Below are 15,574 nucleotides of genomic sequence, written 5' to 3'. Positions count from 1 at the left end.
GGTGACCTGCGGCGCTCAGGCCGCAGGCCCTGCCATGGCCTGGCTGCCCTTTTTCACGGCGGCCACGATGTTCTGGTAGCCCGTGCAGCGGCACAGGTTGCCCTCCAGCGCCTCGCGGATCTCGCGATCGCCCGCGCACGGCTGGCGCTGGCACAGGTCCACGGCGCTCATGACCATGCCCGGCGTGCAAAAGCCGCATTGCAGGCCGTGGCACTCCTTGAAGGCCGCCTGCATGGGATGCAGGCCGCCGTCGATATCCGCCAGCCCTTCGATGGTGCGCACCTCGCAGCCTTCGGCCTGCACGGCCAGCATGGCGCAGGACTTGACGGCGTGGCCGTCGACGATGACGGTGCAGGCCCCGCACTGGCTGGTGTCGCAGCCCACATGCGTGCCGGTCAGGCGCAGGTGCTCGCGCAGCGCATGCACGAGCAAGGTGTTGGGTGGAACGTCGATGCGCTGCGCGCGCCCGTTGACGGTGAGCTGGACATTCATCGTGCTGTCTCCTGCCTGTGTTCGGCGGTGATCTGGAACGTGGGGGAACGCCGGAAACCTCGCCTGCCATGGTCGCCCTGCCCGCAGGCGCCCGTTCTAGGGTTGACCCGCAAGCCCGGGCCGGGCGGCGCGGATATTCTCAAAATGACACAGTCGTCACCGCAGCCGCAGCCCGCACCGCTTGCGCCTGCGCCCCCAGCTTCGACCGTGCCCGCCTGCCAGCCCGTTCGCAATACCTTGCCAGCCAGCCACAGGAGTCCCCGCCCCATGTTCGCCCTGAGCCCCGACGCCGCGCAGCCCTGCCCCGCCGATCCGCGCCACGCGCAGATCGCCCGGGCCCGCAGCCTGGCCTTCGGCGAGCAGGCGCTGGCCGGCATGCCGCCTGCCACTCTGCCCGCCACCCCTGCCGGCATCGCGCCCTGGCTGTGGCGCTCCTGGCAGCGCTGCCTGGCGGCAGGCCGCCGCCCGGGCGAGCGCGTGGTCTACGAAGCGCTGGGGCCGCATGCGCTGCGCCAGGCACGTGACGGCCACGAGGCGCTGCTGCAGGCGGCGCACCCCGTGATGACCCAGCTGGTGGGCGCCGTGGGCGCCATGCGCTACTTCAGCCTGCTGACCGATGCGCACGGCACCGTGCTGGACGTGCAGGGGCCGCTGGACCGCAGCGACATCCGCGTGCAGGCCATCGCCCGTGTGGGCGTGGACCTGTCCGAGCAGGGCGTGGGCACCACCGCCATCGGTGCGGCCCTGGCCGAGCACGGCCCCGTCTGGCTGCACCGGGCCGAGCATTTCTTCGAGGCCAACCGCCACTACAGCTGCGCGGGCGCACCGCTGTACGCCCCGGACGGCCGCTGCCTGGGCATGCTGGACATCACGGGCGTGGACGTGCCCGAGCGGCCCGAGCTGATGCACCTGGCGCTGCGCTGCGCCCGCGCCATCGAGGACCGGCTGCTGCGCGCCCTGCCCCACGCGCTGCTGCTGCACCTGAACTGGCCCGGCGGGCCTCTGGGTCAGGAGGGCGAAGGCCTGCTGGCCGTGGACGCCGAAGGGCATGTGGCGGGCAGCAATACCCTGGCGCGCCAGCTGGTGCCCCAGCCGCTGGCGCAGCCGAGCCAGCCGCTGCACTGCAGCGAACTGCTGGCCATGCCCTGGACGGCGCTGGTGGAGCATGCGCGCCAGCGCCCCAACGAACCGCTGCGCCTGCCGCTGTGGTCGGGCCTGCGGCTGCAGGCACTGGTGCAGCCCGGGCCCCAGCTGCGCCAGCTGCTGCCTGCGCTGGGCACGGCGGCACTCGCTGCCGCCGCCCAGGCCAGCCCGCTGCGCGCCAGCGAGGGCGTGCTGATCGAGCAGGCCCTGCAGGATGCCCAGGGCAATGTGACCCGGGCCGCCCGCGCGCTGGGCATCAGCCGGGCCACGATGTACCGAAAACTGGGCGCCCGCAGGCCCCGCGCGACAACCTGAACGGGACGTTTCCTCGGGTTCACACGGATTTCTTTTAGGGGGAGCAGGCCGCCTGCGGCGTTCGGGTCTCCGTAGAATCGACGGCTTTGGTCCATGCGCCGACAAGAGCGCTGCGCGCCGGCCTACAGGCCGGCGTACGGCGACGGACCCAATACAGCCTACTTTTTGGAGACACCATGCAGGCTTTGCTCAAATTCTCAAGAGGGGTCGACTGGCTCAACAGCCTGGTCGGGCGATGCCTTATCTGGCTGATCCTGGCCTCGACGGTCATCAGCGGCATCAATGCCATCGTGCGCAAGGTGTTGCACACCAGCTCGAACGCCTACCTCGAAGTGCAGTGGTACCTGTTCGCCGCCTCCTTCCTGCTGGCCGCCGGCTACACGCTGCTGCAGGGCGAGCACGTGAAGGTGGATGTGATCGCCAGCCGCCTGTCCAAGCGCACGCAGATCTGGATCGACATCTTCGGCTTCGTCTTTTTCCTGACCCCCATGGCGCTGGCCATCCTGTGGTTCGGCACGCCGTTCGTGATCCAGGCCATCCAGACCGGCGAGATGTCGGGCAATGCAGGCGGCCTGGTGCGCTGGCCCGTCTACCTGATGATTCCCCTGGGCTTCGGGCTGCTGCTGCTGCAGGGCATGTCGGAGCTGATCAAGCGCATCGCCTTCCTGAAGGGCCTGATCGACGATCCCACGGCCAAGAAGGGCGAGAAGACCGCAGAGCAAGACCTGGCCGAAGCCCTGCGCGGGCTGGCAGGAGCCAAGGACAAAAGCGGGCAAGGCGCCTGATCGGGGAAACAGACATCATGGAATTCGTGATCCACAACCTGGCCCCGATCATGTTCGCGGGGCTGATACTTTTCCTGCTCGTGGGTTTTCCCGTGGCATTCAGCCTGGGCGCCTGCGGACTGTTCTTCGCCTTTGTCGGCATCGAACTGGGCGTGCTGCCCGAAGCCCTGCTGCAGGCCCTTCCGCTGCGCATCTTCGGCATCATGCAGAACGAGACGATGCTGGCCATACCGTTCTTCACCCTCATGGGGCTGATACTGGAGCGAAGCGGCATGGCCGAGGACCTGCTGGAGACCGTGGGCCAGCTCTTCGGCCCCGTGCGCGGCGGCGTGGCCTTCGCGGTGATCTTCGTGGGCGCGCTGCTGGCGGCGACCACGGGCGTGGTCGCGGCATCGGTGATCTCCATGGGCCTGATCTCCCTGCCCATCATGATGCGCTACGGCTATGACCGCCGGGTCGCCTCGGGCGTGATCGCGGCCTCGGGCACGCTGGCGCAGATCATTCCGCCATCCCTGGTGCTGATCGTGCTGGCCGACCAGCTGGGCCGCAGCGTGGGCGACATGTACAAGGGCGCCTTCCTGCCTGGCCTGATGCTGACGGGCTTCTATGCGCTGTTCATCGTCGTGCTGGCCATCTTCAAGCCCGCCATGGTGCCCGCCCTGCCGCCCGAGGCGCGCACGCTGCGCGAGCCCAATGGCAACTCCGGCCTGCCCTCCACCCTGGTGCTGACCGTGCTGTGCGTGGCGGCCTCGATGGTGGTCGCCCAGTACATGCCCCAGCTGCACACCTGGTGGTCCGGCGATGTGGTGGAGAAGGTCGCTCTGGACGAGACCATCGTGGTGTCCATGTGCTTCGGCGTGGCGCTGGCCTTCATCGCCGCCATGTTCAACAAGCTCACGGGCCTGCACCTGCTCAGCCGCATGGCCGAGCGCGTGACCTTCGTGCTGATCCCGCCGCTGCTGCTGATCTTCCTGGTGCTGGGCACCATCTTCCTGGGCGTGGCAACCCCCACCGAAGGCGGCGCCATGGGCGCGCTGGGCGCGGCCGTCATGGCCTTCGTGCGCGGCCGCCTGAGCATGGACCTGCTCAAGCAGGCGCTGATGTCCACCACCAAGCTGTCGTGCTTCGTGATGTTCATCCTGATCGGCGCGACCATGTTCGGCCTGACCTTCCAGGGCGTGGACGGCCCCAAGTGGGTGGAGGAGCTGCTGGTGTCCCTGCCCGGCGGCGAGATCGGCTTCCTGATCGTGGTCAACATCATGATCTTCGTGCTGGCCTTCTTCCTGGACTTCTTCGAGCTGTCCTTCATCGTCGTGCCGCTGCTGGCCCCCGTGGCCGACAAGCTGGGCATCGACCTGGTCTGGTTCGGCGTGCTGCTGGCCGTGAACATGCAGACCTCGTTCATGCACCCGCCCTTCGGCTTCGCGCTGTTCTTCCTGCGCAGCGTGGCCCCGGCCAAGGCCTACGTGGACAAGGTCACCAAGAAGATGACCGAGCCCGTGACCACCATGCAGATCTATGCGGGCGCCATCCCCTTCCTGCTGATCCAGCTGGTCATGGTGGCCCTGATCATCATCTTCCCCGGCATCGTCTCCAGCGGGCTGGACAAGAAGGTGGAGTACGACCTGGACAAGGTGCGCCAGGAGATGGAGGCATCCATGCCCGAGGCCATCGACTTCAACGACCCCATGTTCAACGGCGACGGCGCGAACCAGCCCCCCGCACCCGAGGGCACCCCTGGCGAGCCCTCGGCCCCGGCGGGCGGTGAGGACGATGCGCTCAAGGCGCTGCAGGACCAGCTGCAGCGCGAGCAGCCGGCCACGCCGGGCGAGAGCAAGTCCGGCAGCTGATCGCAGGCTCCCTCAAGGACAGCAAAGGCCCCGCAACCGCGGGGCCTTTTTTCGTTCGGACCCCGGCGTGCGCCGGTCCCCTGCGCGCATGAAAAAAGCCGGGCAGTGCCCGGCTTTCGCGCATGACGCCCGAGGGCGCCGCGACTTCACAGCTTCTGCGCCGACATGAAGGCGTCGTAGCGCGCCTCGGCGAAGCGGAACCACAGCACCTCGTCGCGCTGGAAGTTGCGGTAGTCGCTGTAGATCTTCTTCCATGCAGGGTTTTTCTCGGCCAGCTCCGCATAGACCGCCATGGTGGTCTTGTAGGAAGCATCGAGCACGGTCTGCGGGAAGGCCAGCACCTTGGCCTTGCTGGCCACCAGTTGCTTGAGCGCGCCGGGATTGCGCGCGTCATAGCGGGCCTGGGTGACCACATGGGCCTCGTGCGAGGCGGCCTGCACCATGGCGCGCTGCTCGGGCGTCAGCGCGGCCAGCGCCTTCTGGTTCACGTAGAACTCGAGGTTCAGGCTGCCTTCCCACCAGCCGGGGTAGTAGTAGAACGGCGCGACCTTGTTGAAGCCCAGCTTGAGGTCGTCATAGGGGCCGATCCATTCGGCCGCATCGATGGTGCCCTTTTCCAGCGCCTGGTAGATTTCGCCACCCGGGATGTTCTGGGGCACGCCGCCCATGCGCTCGATGATCCGGCCCGCGAAGCCGCCGATGCGGAACTTCAGGCCCTTGATGTCCTCGGTCGTCTTGACCTCCTTGCGGAACCAGCCCCCCATCTGGGCGCCGGTGTTGCCGCCCAGGAAGTTGACGATGCCGTATTCGGCATAGAACTCGCGCATCAGCTTGCCGCCGTTGCCGTCCACGTTCCAGGCCGTGAGCTGGCGCGAGTTCATGCCGAACGGAATGGCGCCGCCGATGGCAAAGGCCTCGTTCTTGCCGAAGAAGTAGTAGGGCGCCGTGTGCGCGATCTCCACCGTGCCGTTTTGCACGCCATCGACCACGCCGAAGGCGGGCATCAGCTCGCCGGCCGCATGCACCGACACCTCGAACTTGCCGCCCGACATTTCCTTGATCGCCTTGGAAAACACCTCGGCAGAGCCGTAGATGGTGTCCAGCGAACGCGGAAAGCTGGACGCCAGGCGCCAGCGCACCGCCGCCTGCGCATGAACGGCTGGCGCCGCTGCGGCAGTCAATACGCCGGCCAGACCGGCGTGCTTGAGTGCTTTTCTTCTGTCCATCTCTGTCTCCTCCTGATTCGCTCTGCTTGAGAGCATTCAAAAAAGGCCGGACTGCTCTTGGCAGCTCGGCCCACATACATCATCGGAACAAAAAAGCCCGCCGTCCCCGCTGCATTTCGCAGAGGGGACGCGGGCTTGGCCTGCAGGCGTGGAAGGCATGGACCGTCCTTGTGCGTGCTGCTGGCTGCAGACCTGCTTACAGCTTGGCCGTGGTCATGTAGCTGTTGTAGCGGAACTCCGAGAAGCGCTCCCACAGCAGCTGGTCGCGCTGGAAGGTGCGCAGGCTCTGGTTGATCTTCTTGAACATGGGCGACTTGGCGTCATGCTCGGCCATGATCTCCATGACGGCCTTGTAGCCGGCATCCATGAAGTCCTTGGGGAAGGCCTTGAGCTGGGTCTTGTCGGCCACCAGCTTCTTGAGCGCCACGGGGTTGTTGGCGTCGTACTTGGCCGTCATGTCGCGTGCCGCCACGTTGCAGGCCGCATCGACCATGGCCTTGTACTCGGGCGACAGGGCCGCATACGCCTTGGTGTTGATGAAGAACTCCAGCTCGGCGCCGCCTTCCCACCAGCCGGGGTAGTAGTAGTAGGGAGCGACCTTGTTGAAGCCCAGCTTCTGGTCGTCGTACGGACCCACGAATTCCACGGCATCCAGCGTGCCCTTTTCAAGCGCCTGGTAGACCTCGCCCACGGGCATGTTCTGCGCAACCACGCCGAGCTTGAGCATGGCGTCGCCGAACAGGCCTCCGCCCAGGCGCATCTTCAGGCCCTTGAGATCGGCCACCGACTTGATCTCCTTGCGGAACCAGCCGCCCATCTGGGTGCCCGTGTTGCCTGCGCTCTGGCTCTTGATGTTGTACTGGGCATAGAACTCGTCCATGAGCTTGCGGCCGCCGCCGTGCTCCATCCAGGCATCCATCTGGCGCGCCGTCAGGCCGAAGGGCACGGCGCAGCCGAAGGCGAAGATGTAGTCCTTGCCGGTGAAGTAGTAGGGCGCCGTCAGCGCCATCTCGATGGTGCCGTTCTGGATGCCATCGACCACGCCGAAGGCGGGCATCAGCTCACCGGCCGCATGCACCGAGACTTCGAACTTGCCGCCCGACATCGCCTTGAGCGTCTTGGAGAACATTTCGGCCGAGCCGAAGATGGTGTCCAGCGACTTGGGAAAGCTCGCGGCCAGACGCCAGCGGACCGCCTCCTGGGCGTGGACTGCGGGTGCGGCTCCCACAGCCAGCACGCCGGCGATTCCCGCATGTTTGATGATCGAACGACGGTCCATGAATGTCTCTCCGCGATGTGTTGTCAGTCAGAAAAAGCCACCACCACCCCTTGCTGCGCAAGGTCCGCTGCCCCTCCGAGGGGCCGCTTCTGCCTTGGGGGCCCGGCGGCAAAAAAAACGCACGTTCGCACGTGCATTCACACTGTATCAGGTGGTATCGATTCTAAAAACGCCGCAAAGCAAGCGCGGACGGGGTTTTCCCCCGCGTAGTCCTGCTCGGCATGCGCGATGCGCCCCATCGCGGGGCACAGGCCCGTCCCATCTTCAGGCCACGGCGCGCTCGGGCGCCAGGTGGGCGCGCACCGACGCCTCGATGCCGGCCGCGTCCAGCCCCTGCAGGGCCAGCAGCCTGGCGGGATCGCCGTGCTCGATGAACTCGTCGGGCAGGCCCAGCTGCAGCAGCTGTCGCGTGATGCCGGCAGCCTGCAGCGACTCGGCCACGGCGCTGCCTGCGCCACCCATGATGCAGCCCTCTTCCACGGTGACGATGAGCTCGTGCGTGGAGGCCACCTGGCGCAGCAGTTCCTCGTCCAGCGGCTTGGCCCAGCGCATGTTGACCACGGTGGCGTCCAGCGCCTCGGCTGCGGTCAGCGCGGGATACAGCAGGGTGCCGAAGGCCAGGATGGCGACCTTCTTCGCCGCCGATTCGCGGCGCACCTCGCCCTTGCCGAAGGGCAGGCCCTGCAGGCTCTCCAGCGGGGCCACGCCCACGCCCGCCCCACGCGGGTAGCGCACGGCCACAGGATGGTCCTGCTCGTAGGCCGTGGTGAGCAGTTGGCGGCATTCGCGCTCGTCGGCCGGGCAGGCCATGCTCATGTGGGGGACGCAGCGCACGAAGGCGATGTCGTAGGCACCGGCATGCGTGGCGCCGTCGGCGCCGACCAGGCCCGCACGGTCCAGCGCAAAGACCACGGGCAGTTTTTGCAGCGCCACGTCATGGATCAGCTGGTCGTAGGCGCGCTGCAGGAAGGTCGAGTAGATGGCGACCACGGGCTTGAGCCCCTCGCAGGCCATGCCGGCCGCGAAGGTGACGGCATGCTGCTCGGCAATGCCCACGTCGTAGTAGCGGCCCGGAAAGCGCTTGTGGAATTCCACCATGCCCGAGCCCTCGCGCATGGCGGGGGTGATGCCCACCAGGCGCTGGTCCTTGTCCGCCATGTCGCACAGCCACTGGCCGAAGACCTGGGTGAAGGTCTGCTTCGGGGGCGTGGCCGGCTTGACCAGGCCCACGCTGGGGTCGAACTTGCCGGGGCCGTGGTAGGCCACGGGGTCGGCCTCGGCCAGCTTGTAGCCCTGGCCCTTCTTCGTGACCACGTGCAGGAACTGCGGGCCCTTGAGGCTCTTGATGTTCTCCAGCGTGGGGATCAGCGAGTCCAGGTCATGCCCGTCGATGGGGCCGATGTAGTTGAAGCCGAAGTTCTCGAACAGCGTGGCCGGCACGACCATGCCCTTGGCCTGCTGCTCCAGCCGCTTGGCCAGCTCCAGAAGCGGCGGCACCTGCTTGAGCACGCTCTTGCCCATGTCGCGCGCCTTGGCGTAGAACTGCCCGCTCATGAGCTGGGCCAGGTAGCGGTTGAGCGCGCCCACGGGCGGGCTGATGCTCATGTCGTTGTCGTTGAGGATGACCAGCAGGTTGGCATCGGTCACGCCGGCGTTGTTCAGCGCCTCGAAGGCCATGCCAGCCGTCATAGCGCCGTCGCCGATGACGGCGATGGCGCGGCGGTCCTCGCCCTTTTGCTTGGCGGCCAGGGCCATGCCCAGGGCGGCCGAGATGCTGGTGGAGGAGTGGGCCGTGCCGAAGGTGTCGTACTCGCTCTCGGCGCGCTGCGGAAAGCCCGACAGGCCGCCGAACTGGCGCAGCGACGCCATGCGCTCGCGCCGGCCCGTGAGGATCTTGTGCGGATAGGTCTGGTGGCCCACGTCCCAGACCACGCGGTCGTAGGGCGTGTCGAACACCGCATGCAGCGCCACCGTCAGCTCCACCGTGCCCAGGTTGGAACTCAGATGCCCGCCGGTCTTGGAGACGCTGTCGAGCACATAGGCACGCAGCTGCTGGGCCAGGGTCTTGAGTTCGGCACGCGACAGACGCCTCAGATCCGCGGGATCGTCGATGGTCTGCAGCAGGGAGTAGGTGTTCGTGGTCATGCTAGATATCTTGATGGCCGCAAGACCATCGCCCATATTTTCGTATCAGTTGCCTGTGGCATCGAACGCCACCCTTGCAAGTAGCGCGCCCCCACCAAGGGACACCGAGCAAGGGCCGCCCCGCAGCGAGGGTGTCGACCCCCTCCCCCGCGAAGCGGGTAGAGAGGGGGAAGGCGCGAAGCGACTCAGGGGGTGCTTCATTGTCAGTGAGTGCGGCTCACGACCATGTCGGCCAGTGCCGCCAGGGCCCGCGTGTCCGGCAGGCCGCTGCGCGCCAGCGCCGCGTGCGCCAGGGCGCACAGCTCGTCGGCATGGGCGCGGGCCTGGTCCAGGCCCAGCAGCGAGACGTAGGTCGGCTTGTCGTTGGCCGCGTCCTTGCCGGCCGTCTTGCCCAGGGTGGCCGAGTCGGCCACCACGTCGAGGATGTCATCCACCACCTGGAAGGCCACGCCCAGCGCCTGCCCGTAGTCGGACAGCGCCTGCCAGGCCTGGGCATCCACGCCCTCCTTGCAGGCTGCGCCCATGAGCACGCTGGCATGCAGCAGGGCGCCGGTCTTGAGGCGGTGCATCTCGCGCAGTTGGGCCTCGCTCAGTTGCAGGCCCACGCTGGCCAGGTCAATGGCCTGGCCACCGGCCATGCCCTGCGCGCCTGCGGCACGGCCCAGCAGCCGGCACAGCCGTGCCTGCAGCGCATCGGGCATGCCGTCAGCCTCGTCGGGCGCGGGCACGAGCAGCTCGAAGGCCAGTGCCTGCAGCGCGTCGCCGGCCAGCAGGGCCGAGGCCTCGCCGAACTGCACATGGACCGTGGGCTTGCCACGGCGCAGCACGTCGTTGTCCATGCAGGGCATGTCGTCGTGCACCAGCGAATAGGCATGGATCAGTTCCACGGCGCAGCCGGCACGCACGGCGGCCGACGGCAGGCCGGCCACGGCCTCGGCCGCAGCCCAGACCAGCAGCGGGCGCAGGCGCTTGCCGCCATCGAGCACGGCGTATCGCATGGCTTCGCCCAGGCCGGCCGGCGCATCCACGCCCACCCATTGGGACAGCGCGCTTTCGGTGCGCGCCAGGCGGTCGTTCATCCAGCAGGGAAAATCCAGCGCGCCAAGGCCCGGCGCCTGGGAAACATCGGAAGCGGAAGTCATCAGGGCACTCATGGCAATCTTCAATCCTGGCTCCAAGGGGCCAGGGTCCCCTCGTCTAGCACCTTGACCTGCTCCTGCACCGCGTCGAGCTGGCCACGGCAGTAGCCGAGCAGCTGCGCCGCGCGCTGGTAGCCGGCCAGCATCTGCTCCAGAGGCAGCTGGCCCGACTCGATCTGCGCGATGAGCTGCTCCAGCTCCTGCAGCGCGGATTCGTAACTGGTGGGCTCGGCGGGAGCCTTGGGGGCAGCCTTGGGCATGTGGCGTTGGCAGTGCGTTGTGGGGAACCGACGATTCTAGGCGTCCCTCCGCGACCGCGCCGCCAATAACCGGACAGCCCTTGACAGGCGCCATCGGCCGCTTGCAATACACGTACCGGGCATCCGGAAATAACCCCACGGGCTATAATCCCATTCCCCGCCAAACCGGCCCCTTGCCTAGGCATGCGGTCGGGCTCACCGACAAGACAGGACGCCTCGGGCGCCGCTTGTTTTCAAGTCGTGAAGCCTGTCTCCATGTCCAGGAACGGCCGGTTTTGCTTTTTCCAATCCCGTGCGCACGCGCACCCTCCCTGTGGGGAGTCTTTAGGTCAGGTCACCCATGTCTGATTTAAGTCTTCAACTGCAGCAGGCCGCAAGCCAACTACCAGTTTCCAGCTACTTCGACCCTGCGCTGTTCCAGCGTGAGTTGGAGACCATCTTTCAACGCGGCCCGCGCTACGTGGGCCATCAACTGGCCGTTCCCGAGATAGGCGACTACTACGCCCTGCCTCAGGAAAAGGAAGGCCGGGCTCTGGTGCGCAACGCCAGGGGGCAGGTGGAGCTGATCTCCAACGTCTGCCGCCACCGCCAGGCCGTGATGCTCAAGGGCAGGGGCAACCTGATGACCGAAGGCAAGGGCCATGCGGGGGGCAACATCGTCTGCCCGCTGCACCGCTGGACCTACAGCACCAGCGGCGAGCTGCTGGGCGCACCGCACTTCAGCCACGATCCCTGCCTGAACCTGAACAACTACCGGCTGCGCGAGTGGAACGGCCTGCTGTTCGAGGACAACGGCCGCGACATCGAGGCCGACCTCGCCGGCATGAAGCTGCGCGAGCAGCTGAGCTTCGAGGGCTTCGTGCTCGACCATGTCGAGATGCACGAGTGCAACTACAACTGGAAGACCTTCATCGAGGTCTACCTCGAGGACTACCACGTGGGCCCGTTCCATCCGGGCCTGGGCAACTTCGTGACCTGCGATGACCTGCAGTGGGAGTTTTCCAGGGAGTACTCGGTGCAGACCGTGGGCGTGGCGCCCGGTTTTGCCCGGCCCGGCTCGGACACCTACAGGAAGTGGCACGACGTGCTGCTGGCCTACCGCAACGGCGAGCTGCCCGAACGCGGAGCGATCTGGCTGACCTACTACCCGCACATCATGGTGGAGTGGTATCCGCACGTGCTCACGGTCTCGACCCTGCACCCGCTGGCCGTGGACCGGACACTGAACGTGGTCGAGTTCTACTACCCCGAAGAGATCGCCGCTTTCGAGCCCGAATTCGTGCAGGCGCAAAAGGCCGCCTACATGGAGACCTGCATCGAGGACGACGAGATCGGCGAGCGCATGGACGCCGGCCGCAGGGCGCTGTACGAGCGCGGCGACAACGAGGTCGGCCCCTACCAGAGCCCCATGGAAGACGGCATGCAGCACTTCCATGAGTGGTATCGCGGCGTGATGGGCGACGCAGTCCCCGCACGCTGATCGGCTCCGGCTCTTCCGACGGCCCGCATTCGTGCGGGCCGTCTGCATTGGGCCTCCTGCATTGGGCCGCCTTCATCGAGCGGCAGGCCCGCCGCACAGCTCTTCTGAATGCAAGCGCCCTGGTGTGCCCAATGGGCAGGGCTGGCGACTGCAATGCATCCCGAGGCAGACCCAATGTCTTGGCTTATGCAATACAGTGCCTTGCGCGTGCCCCTGCCGCGGCCCCGGGCCGTAGACAGCCAGGCGGCATGCGCCAAAAACAAAACCCAACCCTTTCTCGTCCAGCGCCGCGGTCCTTGTGCGGCTCTATCCGGTCATTAATATGCAAGCCCTGTGGATGGTGGCGGCCGCATTCGTCTTTGCGGTCATGAGTGTGTGTGTGAAGTTCGCCTCCCAGGATTTCAACGCGGCGGAGATCGTCTTCTACCGCGGGCTGGTCAGCATGGTGGCGCTGTGGTGGCTGGCGCGCCACCAGGGCATTTCGCTGGCCACGCGCTACCCGCGCGAGCATGCCTGGCGCAGCTTCGTGGGCGTGACTTCCATGGGCGCCTGGTTCTACTCCATCGGCCACCTGCCGCTGGCCACGGCCGCCACCTTCAACTCCATGAGCAGCATCTGGATGGCGGTGTTTCTGATCGGCCAGGGCCTGCTGCTGCGCCACCAGCTGCGCCGCCAGCCCGAATCGCATGCGCTGCGCGCACTGCCGCCGTTTCCCTGGAGCCTGGTCGCCACCGTGGCCCTGGGCTTCGTGGGCGTGATCCTGGTGCTGCGCCCCAGCGCGGCGCCGCAGGAATTCGTGGCCAGCGCGGGCGGCCTGATCGGCGGGGTGTTCGCCGCCATGGCCTATATGCAGGTGGCCACGCTGTCGCGCATGGGCGAGCCCGAGGCGCGCGTGGTCTTCTACTTCGCACTGGGCTCGGCCGTGGCCGGCGCCCTGGCCATGTGCTTCACGGGCGTGTCCGCCTGGCCGGGCTGGCGCGCGCTGTGGCTGCTGCCCGTGGGCGTGCTGGCTGCCGTGGCCCAGGTCTGCATGACGGCGGCCTACGCTTCGGCCGGCAACAGCCGCAATACCCTGGTGGTGGCCAATCTGCAGTACTCGGGCATCGTCTTTGCCGCCCTGCTGAGCCTGGCGCTGTTCGGCGAAAGCGTGCCGCTGATCGGCTGGGCCGGCATCGTGCTGATCGTGGCCAGCGGCGCACTGGCCACGGCCCTGCGTTCACGCGGCTGACGGCGACGGCCCGCCTGGGGCCGTCGCATAATGGATCGGACCTTTTGCCGCAGGCGCACCGCCGCCTGCGCTGGCTTTCGGAGTTCCGCATCCATGACATCCAACACCTCCTCCTACCAGACCCTGATCTCCGTCCAGGAACTGGCCGCGCTGCAGTCCGGCGGCCGTCCGCTGATGGTCTTTGACTGCAGCTTCGACCTGGCCCAACCCGCAGCCGGCAAGGCGCAGTACCTGCAGGCGCATATTCCCGGCGCCGTCTTCGCCGACCTGGACCATGACCTCAGCGCAAAACACGGCGTGCCCGGCGCACATGGCAGCGTGGCGGCCAGCGAGCAGGCAGCCTCGGGCGGCCGCCACCCGCTGCCCAGCCGCGAGCTGTTTGCCATGTGGCTGTCGGAGATCGGTTTTTCCAACGACATGCAGGCCGTGGTCTATGACCGCAACGGCGCCAACTACTGCGGGCGCCTGTGGTGGATGCTGCAGTGGGCCGGACATGGCGATGTGGCCGTGCTCGACGGAGGTCTCCAGGCCTGGCAGGCCGCAGGCCAGCCTGTGGCATCGGGCGAGGAAAGCGCGCGCTTTCAGTCCAACTTCGAGCTGCACGAGCCGCTGCAGCAGCTGGTGACGGCACAGCAGGTGCTCGATGCACTGGGCAGCGCAGGCCAGACCGTGGTCGATGCACGCGCCCCGGCCCGCTACCGCGGGGAGGTCGAGCCGCTGGACCCCGTGGCCGGCCATATCCCGGGCGCACTGAACAGGCCCTTCACCGAGAACATTGCGGCCGACGGCCGCTTCAAGCCCGCCGCCCTGCTGCGCGCCGAGTTCGACCGGCTGCTGGCCGGCCGCGATCCGGCCAGCGTGGTCCACCAGTGCGGCAGCGGCGTGAGCGCCCTGCCCAACCTGCTGGCCATGCGCATTGCAGGACTGCCGCCGGCACGGCTTTTCGCGGGCAGCTGGAGCGAGTGGTGCAGTGACCCGAAGAGGCCGGTGGAGCGCGGCTAATTCGGCTTATGCCCGCCCCTGGGAGGCTGCACAATGACAGCACTGTGTCAAAAGGCCGACATGCAACAACACCACTGCAGCGGCCTGCTCCCAGGCCCCCGGACGGCAGAGGCCGGGCGAAATCGAGTCATCCAAACCTTGCTACAGGTGTAAGGTAAATCTTACAAACGCCGTCTCACAACCAGACATCCGGCGCAGACCTGCCCCGACTTCAACGGCCAGGGCCCCTCCTCCACAATCCATCCCAACAGATCGCAACAGGTTGAACATCTTGTTTCTACCCCGGTGTTGCGGCTGCCGAGATGCAAAGGATGGTCCTATGAACAATGAACAGCTGCTTGCCGAAATCCGCGAAGCCAACCTCACTTACCTGATGCTGGCCCAGACCCTGATCCGCCAGGACAAGGCGGAAGCGGTGTTCCGCCTGGGACTGAACGAAGAATCCTGCGACCTGCTGGCCGCGCTGTCGGCAGCCCAGGTGCTGAAGCTGGCCTCGCGCAATACCCTGCTCGCCAGCTTCCGCGTGGACGACGAAATGGTCTGGAGCTTGCTGACCAACCACAGCAGCAACAAGATCGGCAACGGTGCGACCAATACGCTGCACGCCAACATCCTGATGGCCAGCCGCGTTTCCGAAGTCCTCTGATCCGCCCGAAGAACTCTGGAGCCCGCCATGTCCACCGCCGTCAAAAGTGTCCTGAACGAGTCCAAGCAGATCGAGCGTGCCGCCATGCTCATCGAGATGGGTGCACGCATGCAGGTGCTCGAATCCGAGACCACGCTGTCCTACGAGCGCCTGATCCGCCTGTACAAGGAGATCGCCGGCAAGTCGCCATCCAAGGGCCAGCTGCCGTTCTCGACCGACTGGTTCCTGACCTGGCAGGAGAACATCCACAGTTCGCTGTTCCTGAATATCTACGAATACCTGTCCAAGGGCGCCGAGCTGGATGCCGTTGAACAACTGACCAAGGCCTACCGTCTCTATACCGAGCAGATCCAGGCCGCCGAGCTGGAGGCGCTGCTGTCCTTCACACGCGCATGGCGCCTGGTGAAGTTTGTCGATGCGCAGATGCTGACCCGCACCCAGTGCTCCGTGTGCAAGGGCCAGTTCGTGACCGAGCCCTACGAGAACGAGCGCCACTACCAGTGCGGCCTGTGCAATCCGCCCGCACGCGCCGGCAAGAGCAAGAGCGCCGGCTCCCTGATGCTGCATTGAGCCCCTGCATCGCC

14 protein-coding genes are annotated in these 15,574 nt (G+C 66.8%); 8 read left to right on the top strand and 6 right to left on the bottom strand.

The genetic code is table 11. The features are described from left to right. Positions 1-15: 15 nt before the first annotated feature. Positions 16-492, bottom strand: a complete 477-nt coding sequence (locus DTS01S_RS18375) for a (2Fe-2S)-binding protein (protein WP_013803615.1) — start codon at positions 490-492, stop codon at positions 16-18. A gap of 267 nt (positions 493-759) precedes the next feature. On the opposite strand from DTS01S_RS18375, the gene DTS01S_RS18370 reads away from it, so the two are divergent. The 3 genes from DTS01S_RS18370 (at position 760) to DTS01S_RS18360 (ending at position 4,585) form a co-directional block, all read left to right on the top strand. After that, a complete protein-coding gene (locus tag DTS01S_RS18370) occupies positions 760-1,950 on the top strand; it encodes a helix-turn-helix domain-containing protein (protein WP_017405738.1) in 1,191 nt (396 codons plus the stop codon). A 176-nt stretch (positions 1,951-2,126) separates the two neighbouring features. Further along, entirely contained in the window at positions 2,127-2,735 is a 609-nt protein-coding gene (locus DTS01S_RS18365) for a TRAP transporter small permease subunit (protein ID WP_016448926.1), read from the top strand. A 17-nt stretch (positions 2,736-2,752) separates the two neighbouring features. After that, on the top strand, positions 2,753-4,585 hold the full coding sequence (locus DTS01S_RS18360; RefSeq protein WP_016448927.1) for a TRAP transporter large permease: 1,833 nt from the start codon (positions 2,753-2,755) through the stop codon (positions 4,583-4,585). 146 nt (positions 4,586-4,731) lie between these two features. On the opposite strand, the gene DTS01S_RS18355 is transcribed toward DTS01S_RS18360, so the two are convergent. The 5 genes from DTS01S_RS18355 to xseB form a co-directional block, all read right to left on the bottom strand. After that, positions 4,732-5,811 (bottom strand): TRAP transporter substrate-binding protein, encoded by a 1,080-nt coding sequence (locus DTS01S_RS18355; RefSeq protein ID WP_016448928.1) that lies wholly within the window; start codon positions 5,809-5,811, stop codon positions 4,732-4,734. 196 nt (positions 5,812-6,007) lie between these two features. Next, entirely contained in the window at positions 6,008-7,090 is a 1,083-nt protein-coding gene (locus tag DTS01S_RS18350) for a TRAP transporter substrate-binding protein (protein ID WP_016452489.1), read from the bottom strand. A 264-nt stretch (positions 7,091-7,354) separates the two neighbouring features. Beyond that, positions 7,355-9,235: a 1-deoxy-D-xylulose-5-phosphate synthase gene (gene dxs / locus DTS01S_RS18345; RefSeq protein WP_017405740.1), complete on the bottom strand. Its 1,881-nt coding sequence runs from the start codon at positions 9,233-9,235 to the stop codon at positions 7,355-7,357. Positions 9,236-9,438: 203 nt separating this feature from the next. Then, a complete protein-coding gene (locus DTS01S_RS18340) occupies positions 9,439-10,389 on the bottom strand; it encodes a polyprenyl synthetase family protein (protein ID WP_016452491.1) in 951 nt (316 codons plus the stop codon). Positions 10,390-10,397: 8 nt separating this feature from the next. After that, a complete protein-coding gene (xseB, locus tag DTS01S_RS18335) occupies positions 10,398-10,634 on the bottom strand; it encodes an exodeoxyribonuclease VII small subunit (protein ID WP_016448932.1) in 237 nt (78 codons plus the stop codon). A gap of 340 nt (positions 10,635-10,974) precedes the next feature. Here xseB and DTS01S_RS18330 point away from each other — a divergent pair, with 340 nt between their 5' ends. The 5 genes from DTS01S_RS18330 to flhC all read left to right on the top strand — a co-directional run bounded on the left by DTS01S_RS18330 (position 10,975) and on the right by flhC (position 15,560). Then, a complete protein-coding gene (locus tag DTS01S_RS18330; RefSeq protein ID WP_016448933.1) occupies positions 10,975-12,114 on the top strand; it encodes an aromatic ring-hydroxylating oxygenase subunit alpha in 1,140 nt (379 codons plus the stop codon). A 322-nt stretch (positions 12,115-12,436) separates the two neighbouring features. Then, positions 12,437-13,342 carry a DMT family transporter gene (locus DTS01S_RS18325; RefSeq protein ID WP_016452492.1) on the top strand — a complete coding sequence of 302 codons (906 nt, stop codon included), beginning with the start codon at positions 12,437-12,439 and terminating at the stop codon, positions 13,340-13,342. Positions 13,343-13,435: 93 nt separating this feature from the next. After that, positions 13,436-14,344, top strand: coding sequence for a sulfurtransferase (locus tag DTS01S_RS18320; RefSeq protein WP_047325849.1), 909 nt, complete (start codon positions 13,436-13,438; stop codon positions 14,342-14,344). A 319-nt stretch (positions 14,345-14,663) separates the two neighbouring features. Then, on the top strand, positions 14,664-14,990 hold the full coding sequence (gene flhD, locus DTS01S_RS18315; RefSeq protein WP_012204159.1) for a flagellar transcriptional regulator FlhD: 327 nt from the start codon (positions 14,664-14,666) through the stop codon (positions 14,988-14,990). 27 nt (positions 14,991-15,017) lie between these two features. Further along, entirely contained in the window at positions 15,018-15,560 is a 543-nt protein-coding gene (flhC, locus tag DTS01S_RS18310; protein ID WP_016448936.1) for a flagellar transcriptional regulator FlhC, read from the top strand. The last annotated feature ends 14 nt before the right edge of the window (positions 15,561-15,574 follow it).

This window comes from Delftia tsuruhatensis NBRC 16741, from assembly GCF_001571325.1.
Classification (GTDB): Bacteria; Pseudomonadota; Gammaproteobacteria; order Burkholderiales; family Burkholderiaceae_C; genus Comamonas; species Comamonas tsuruhatensis.
Note: the sequence above shows the minus strand (reverse complement) of the source record. Positions and strands in the feature narration are given on the sequence as shown.

Excerpts from the sequence above, each read along its gene's own strand:
- DTS01S_RS18360 (WP_016448927.1), top strand. The coding sequence starts at position 2,753 with ATGGAATTCGTGATCCACAACCTGGCCCCGATCATGTTCGCGGGGCTG.
- DTS01S_RS18330 (WP_016448933.1), top strand. The coding sequence starts at position 10,975 with ATGTCTGATTTAAGTCTTCAACTGCAGCAGGCCGCAAGCCAACTACCA.
- xseB (WP_016448932.1), bottom strand. The coding sequence starts at position 10,634 with ATGCCCAAGGCTGCCCCCAAGGCTCCCGCCGAGCCCACCAGTTACGAA.
- DTS01S_RS18375 (WP_013803615.1), bottom strand. The coding sequence starts at position 492 with ATGAATGTCCAGCTCACCGTCAACGGGCGCGCGCAGCGCATCGACGTT.
- flhD (WP_012204159.1), top strand. The coding sequence starts at position 14,664 with ATGAACAATGAACAGCTGCTTGCCGAAATCCGCGAAGCCAACCTCACT.
- DTS01S_RS18370 (WP_017405738.1), top strand. The coding sequence starts at position 760 with ATGTTCGCCCTGAGCCCCGACGCCGCGCAGCCCTGCCCCGCCGATCCG.
- DTS01S_RS18340 (WP_016452491.1), bottom strand. The coding sequence starts at position 10,389 with ATGAGTGCCCTGATGACTTCCGCTTCCGATGTTTCCCAGGCGCCGGGC.
- DTS01S_RS18365 (WP_016448926.1), top strand. The coding sequence starts at position 2,127 with ATGCAGGCTTTGCTCAAATTCTCAAGAGGGGTCGACTGGCTCAACAGC.
- dxs (WP_017405740.1), bottom strand. The coding sequence starts at position 9,235 with ATGACCACGAACACCTACTCCCTGCTGCAGACCATCGACGATCCCGCG.
- DTS01S_RS18325 (WP_016452492.1), top strand. The coding sequence starts at position 12,437 with ATGCAAGCCCTGTGGATGGTGGCGGCCGCATTCGTCTTTGCGGTCATG.
- DTS01S_RS18355 (WP_016448928.1), bottom strand. The coding sequence starts at position 5,811 with ATGGACAGAAGAAAAGCACTCAAGCACGCCGGTCTGGCCGGCGTATTG.
- DTS01S_RS18350 (WP_016452489.1), bottom strand. The coding sequence starts at position 7,090 with ATGGACCGTCGTTCGATCATCAAACATGCGGGAATCGCCGGCGTGCTG.
- flhC (WP_016448936.1), top strand. The coding sequence starts at position 15,018 with ATGTCCACCGCCGTCAAAAGTGTCCTGAACGAGTCCAAGCAGATCGAG.
- DTS01S_RS18320 (WP_047325849.1), top strand. The coding sequence starts at position 13,436 with ATGACATCCAACACCTCCTCCTACCAGACCCTGATCTCCGTCCAGGAA.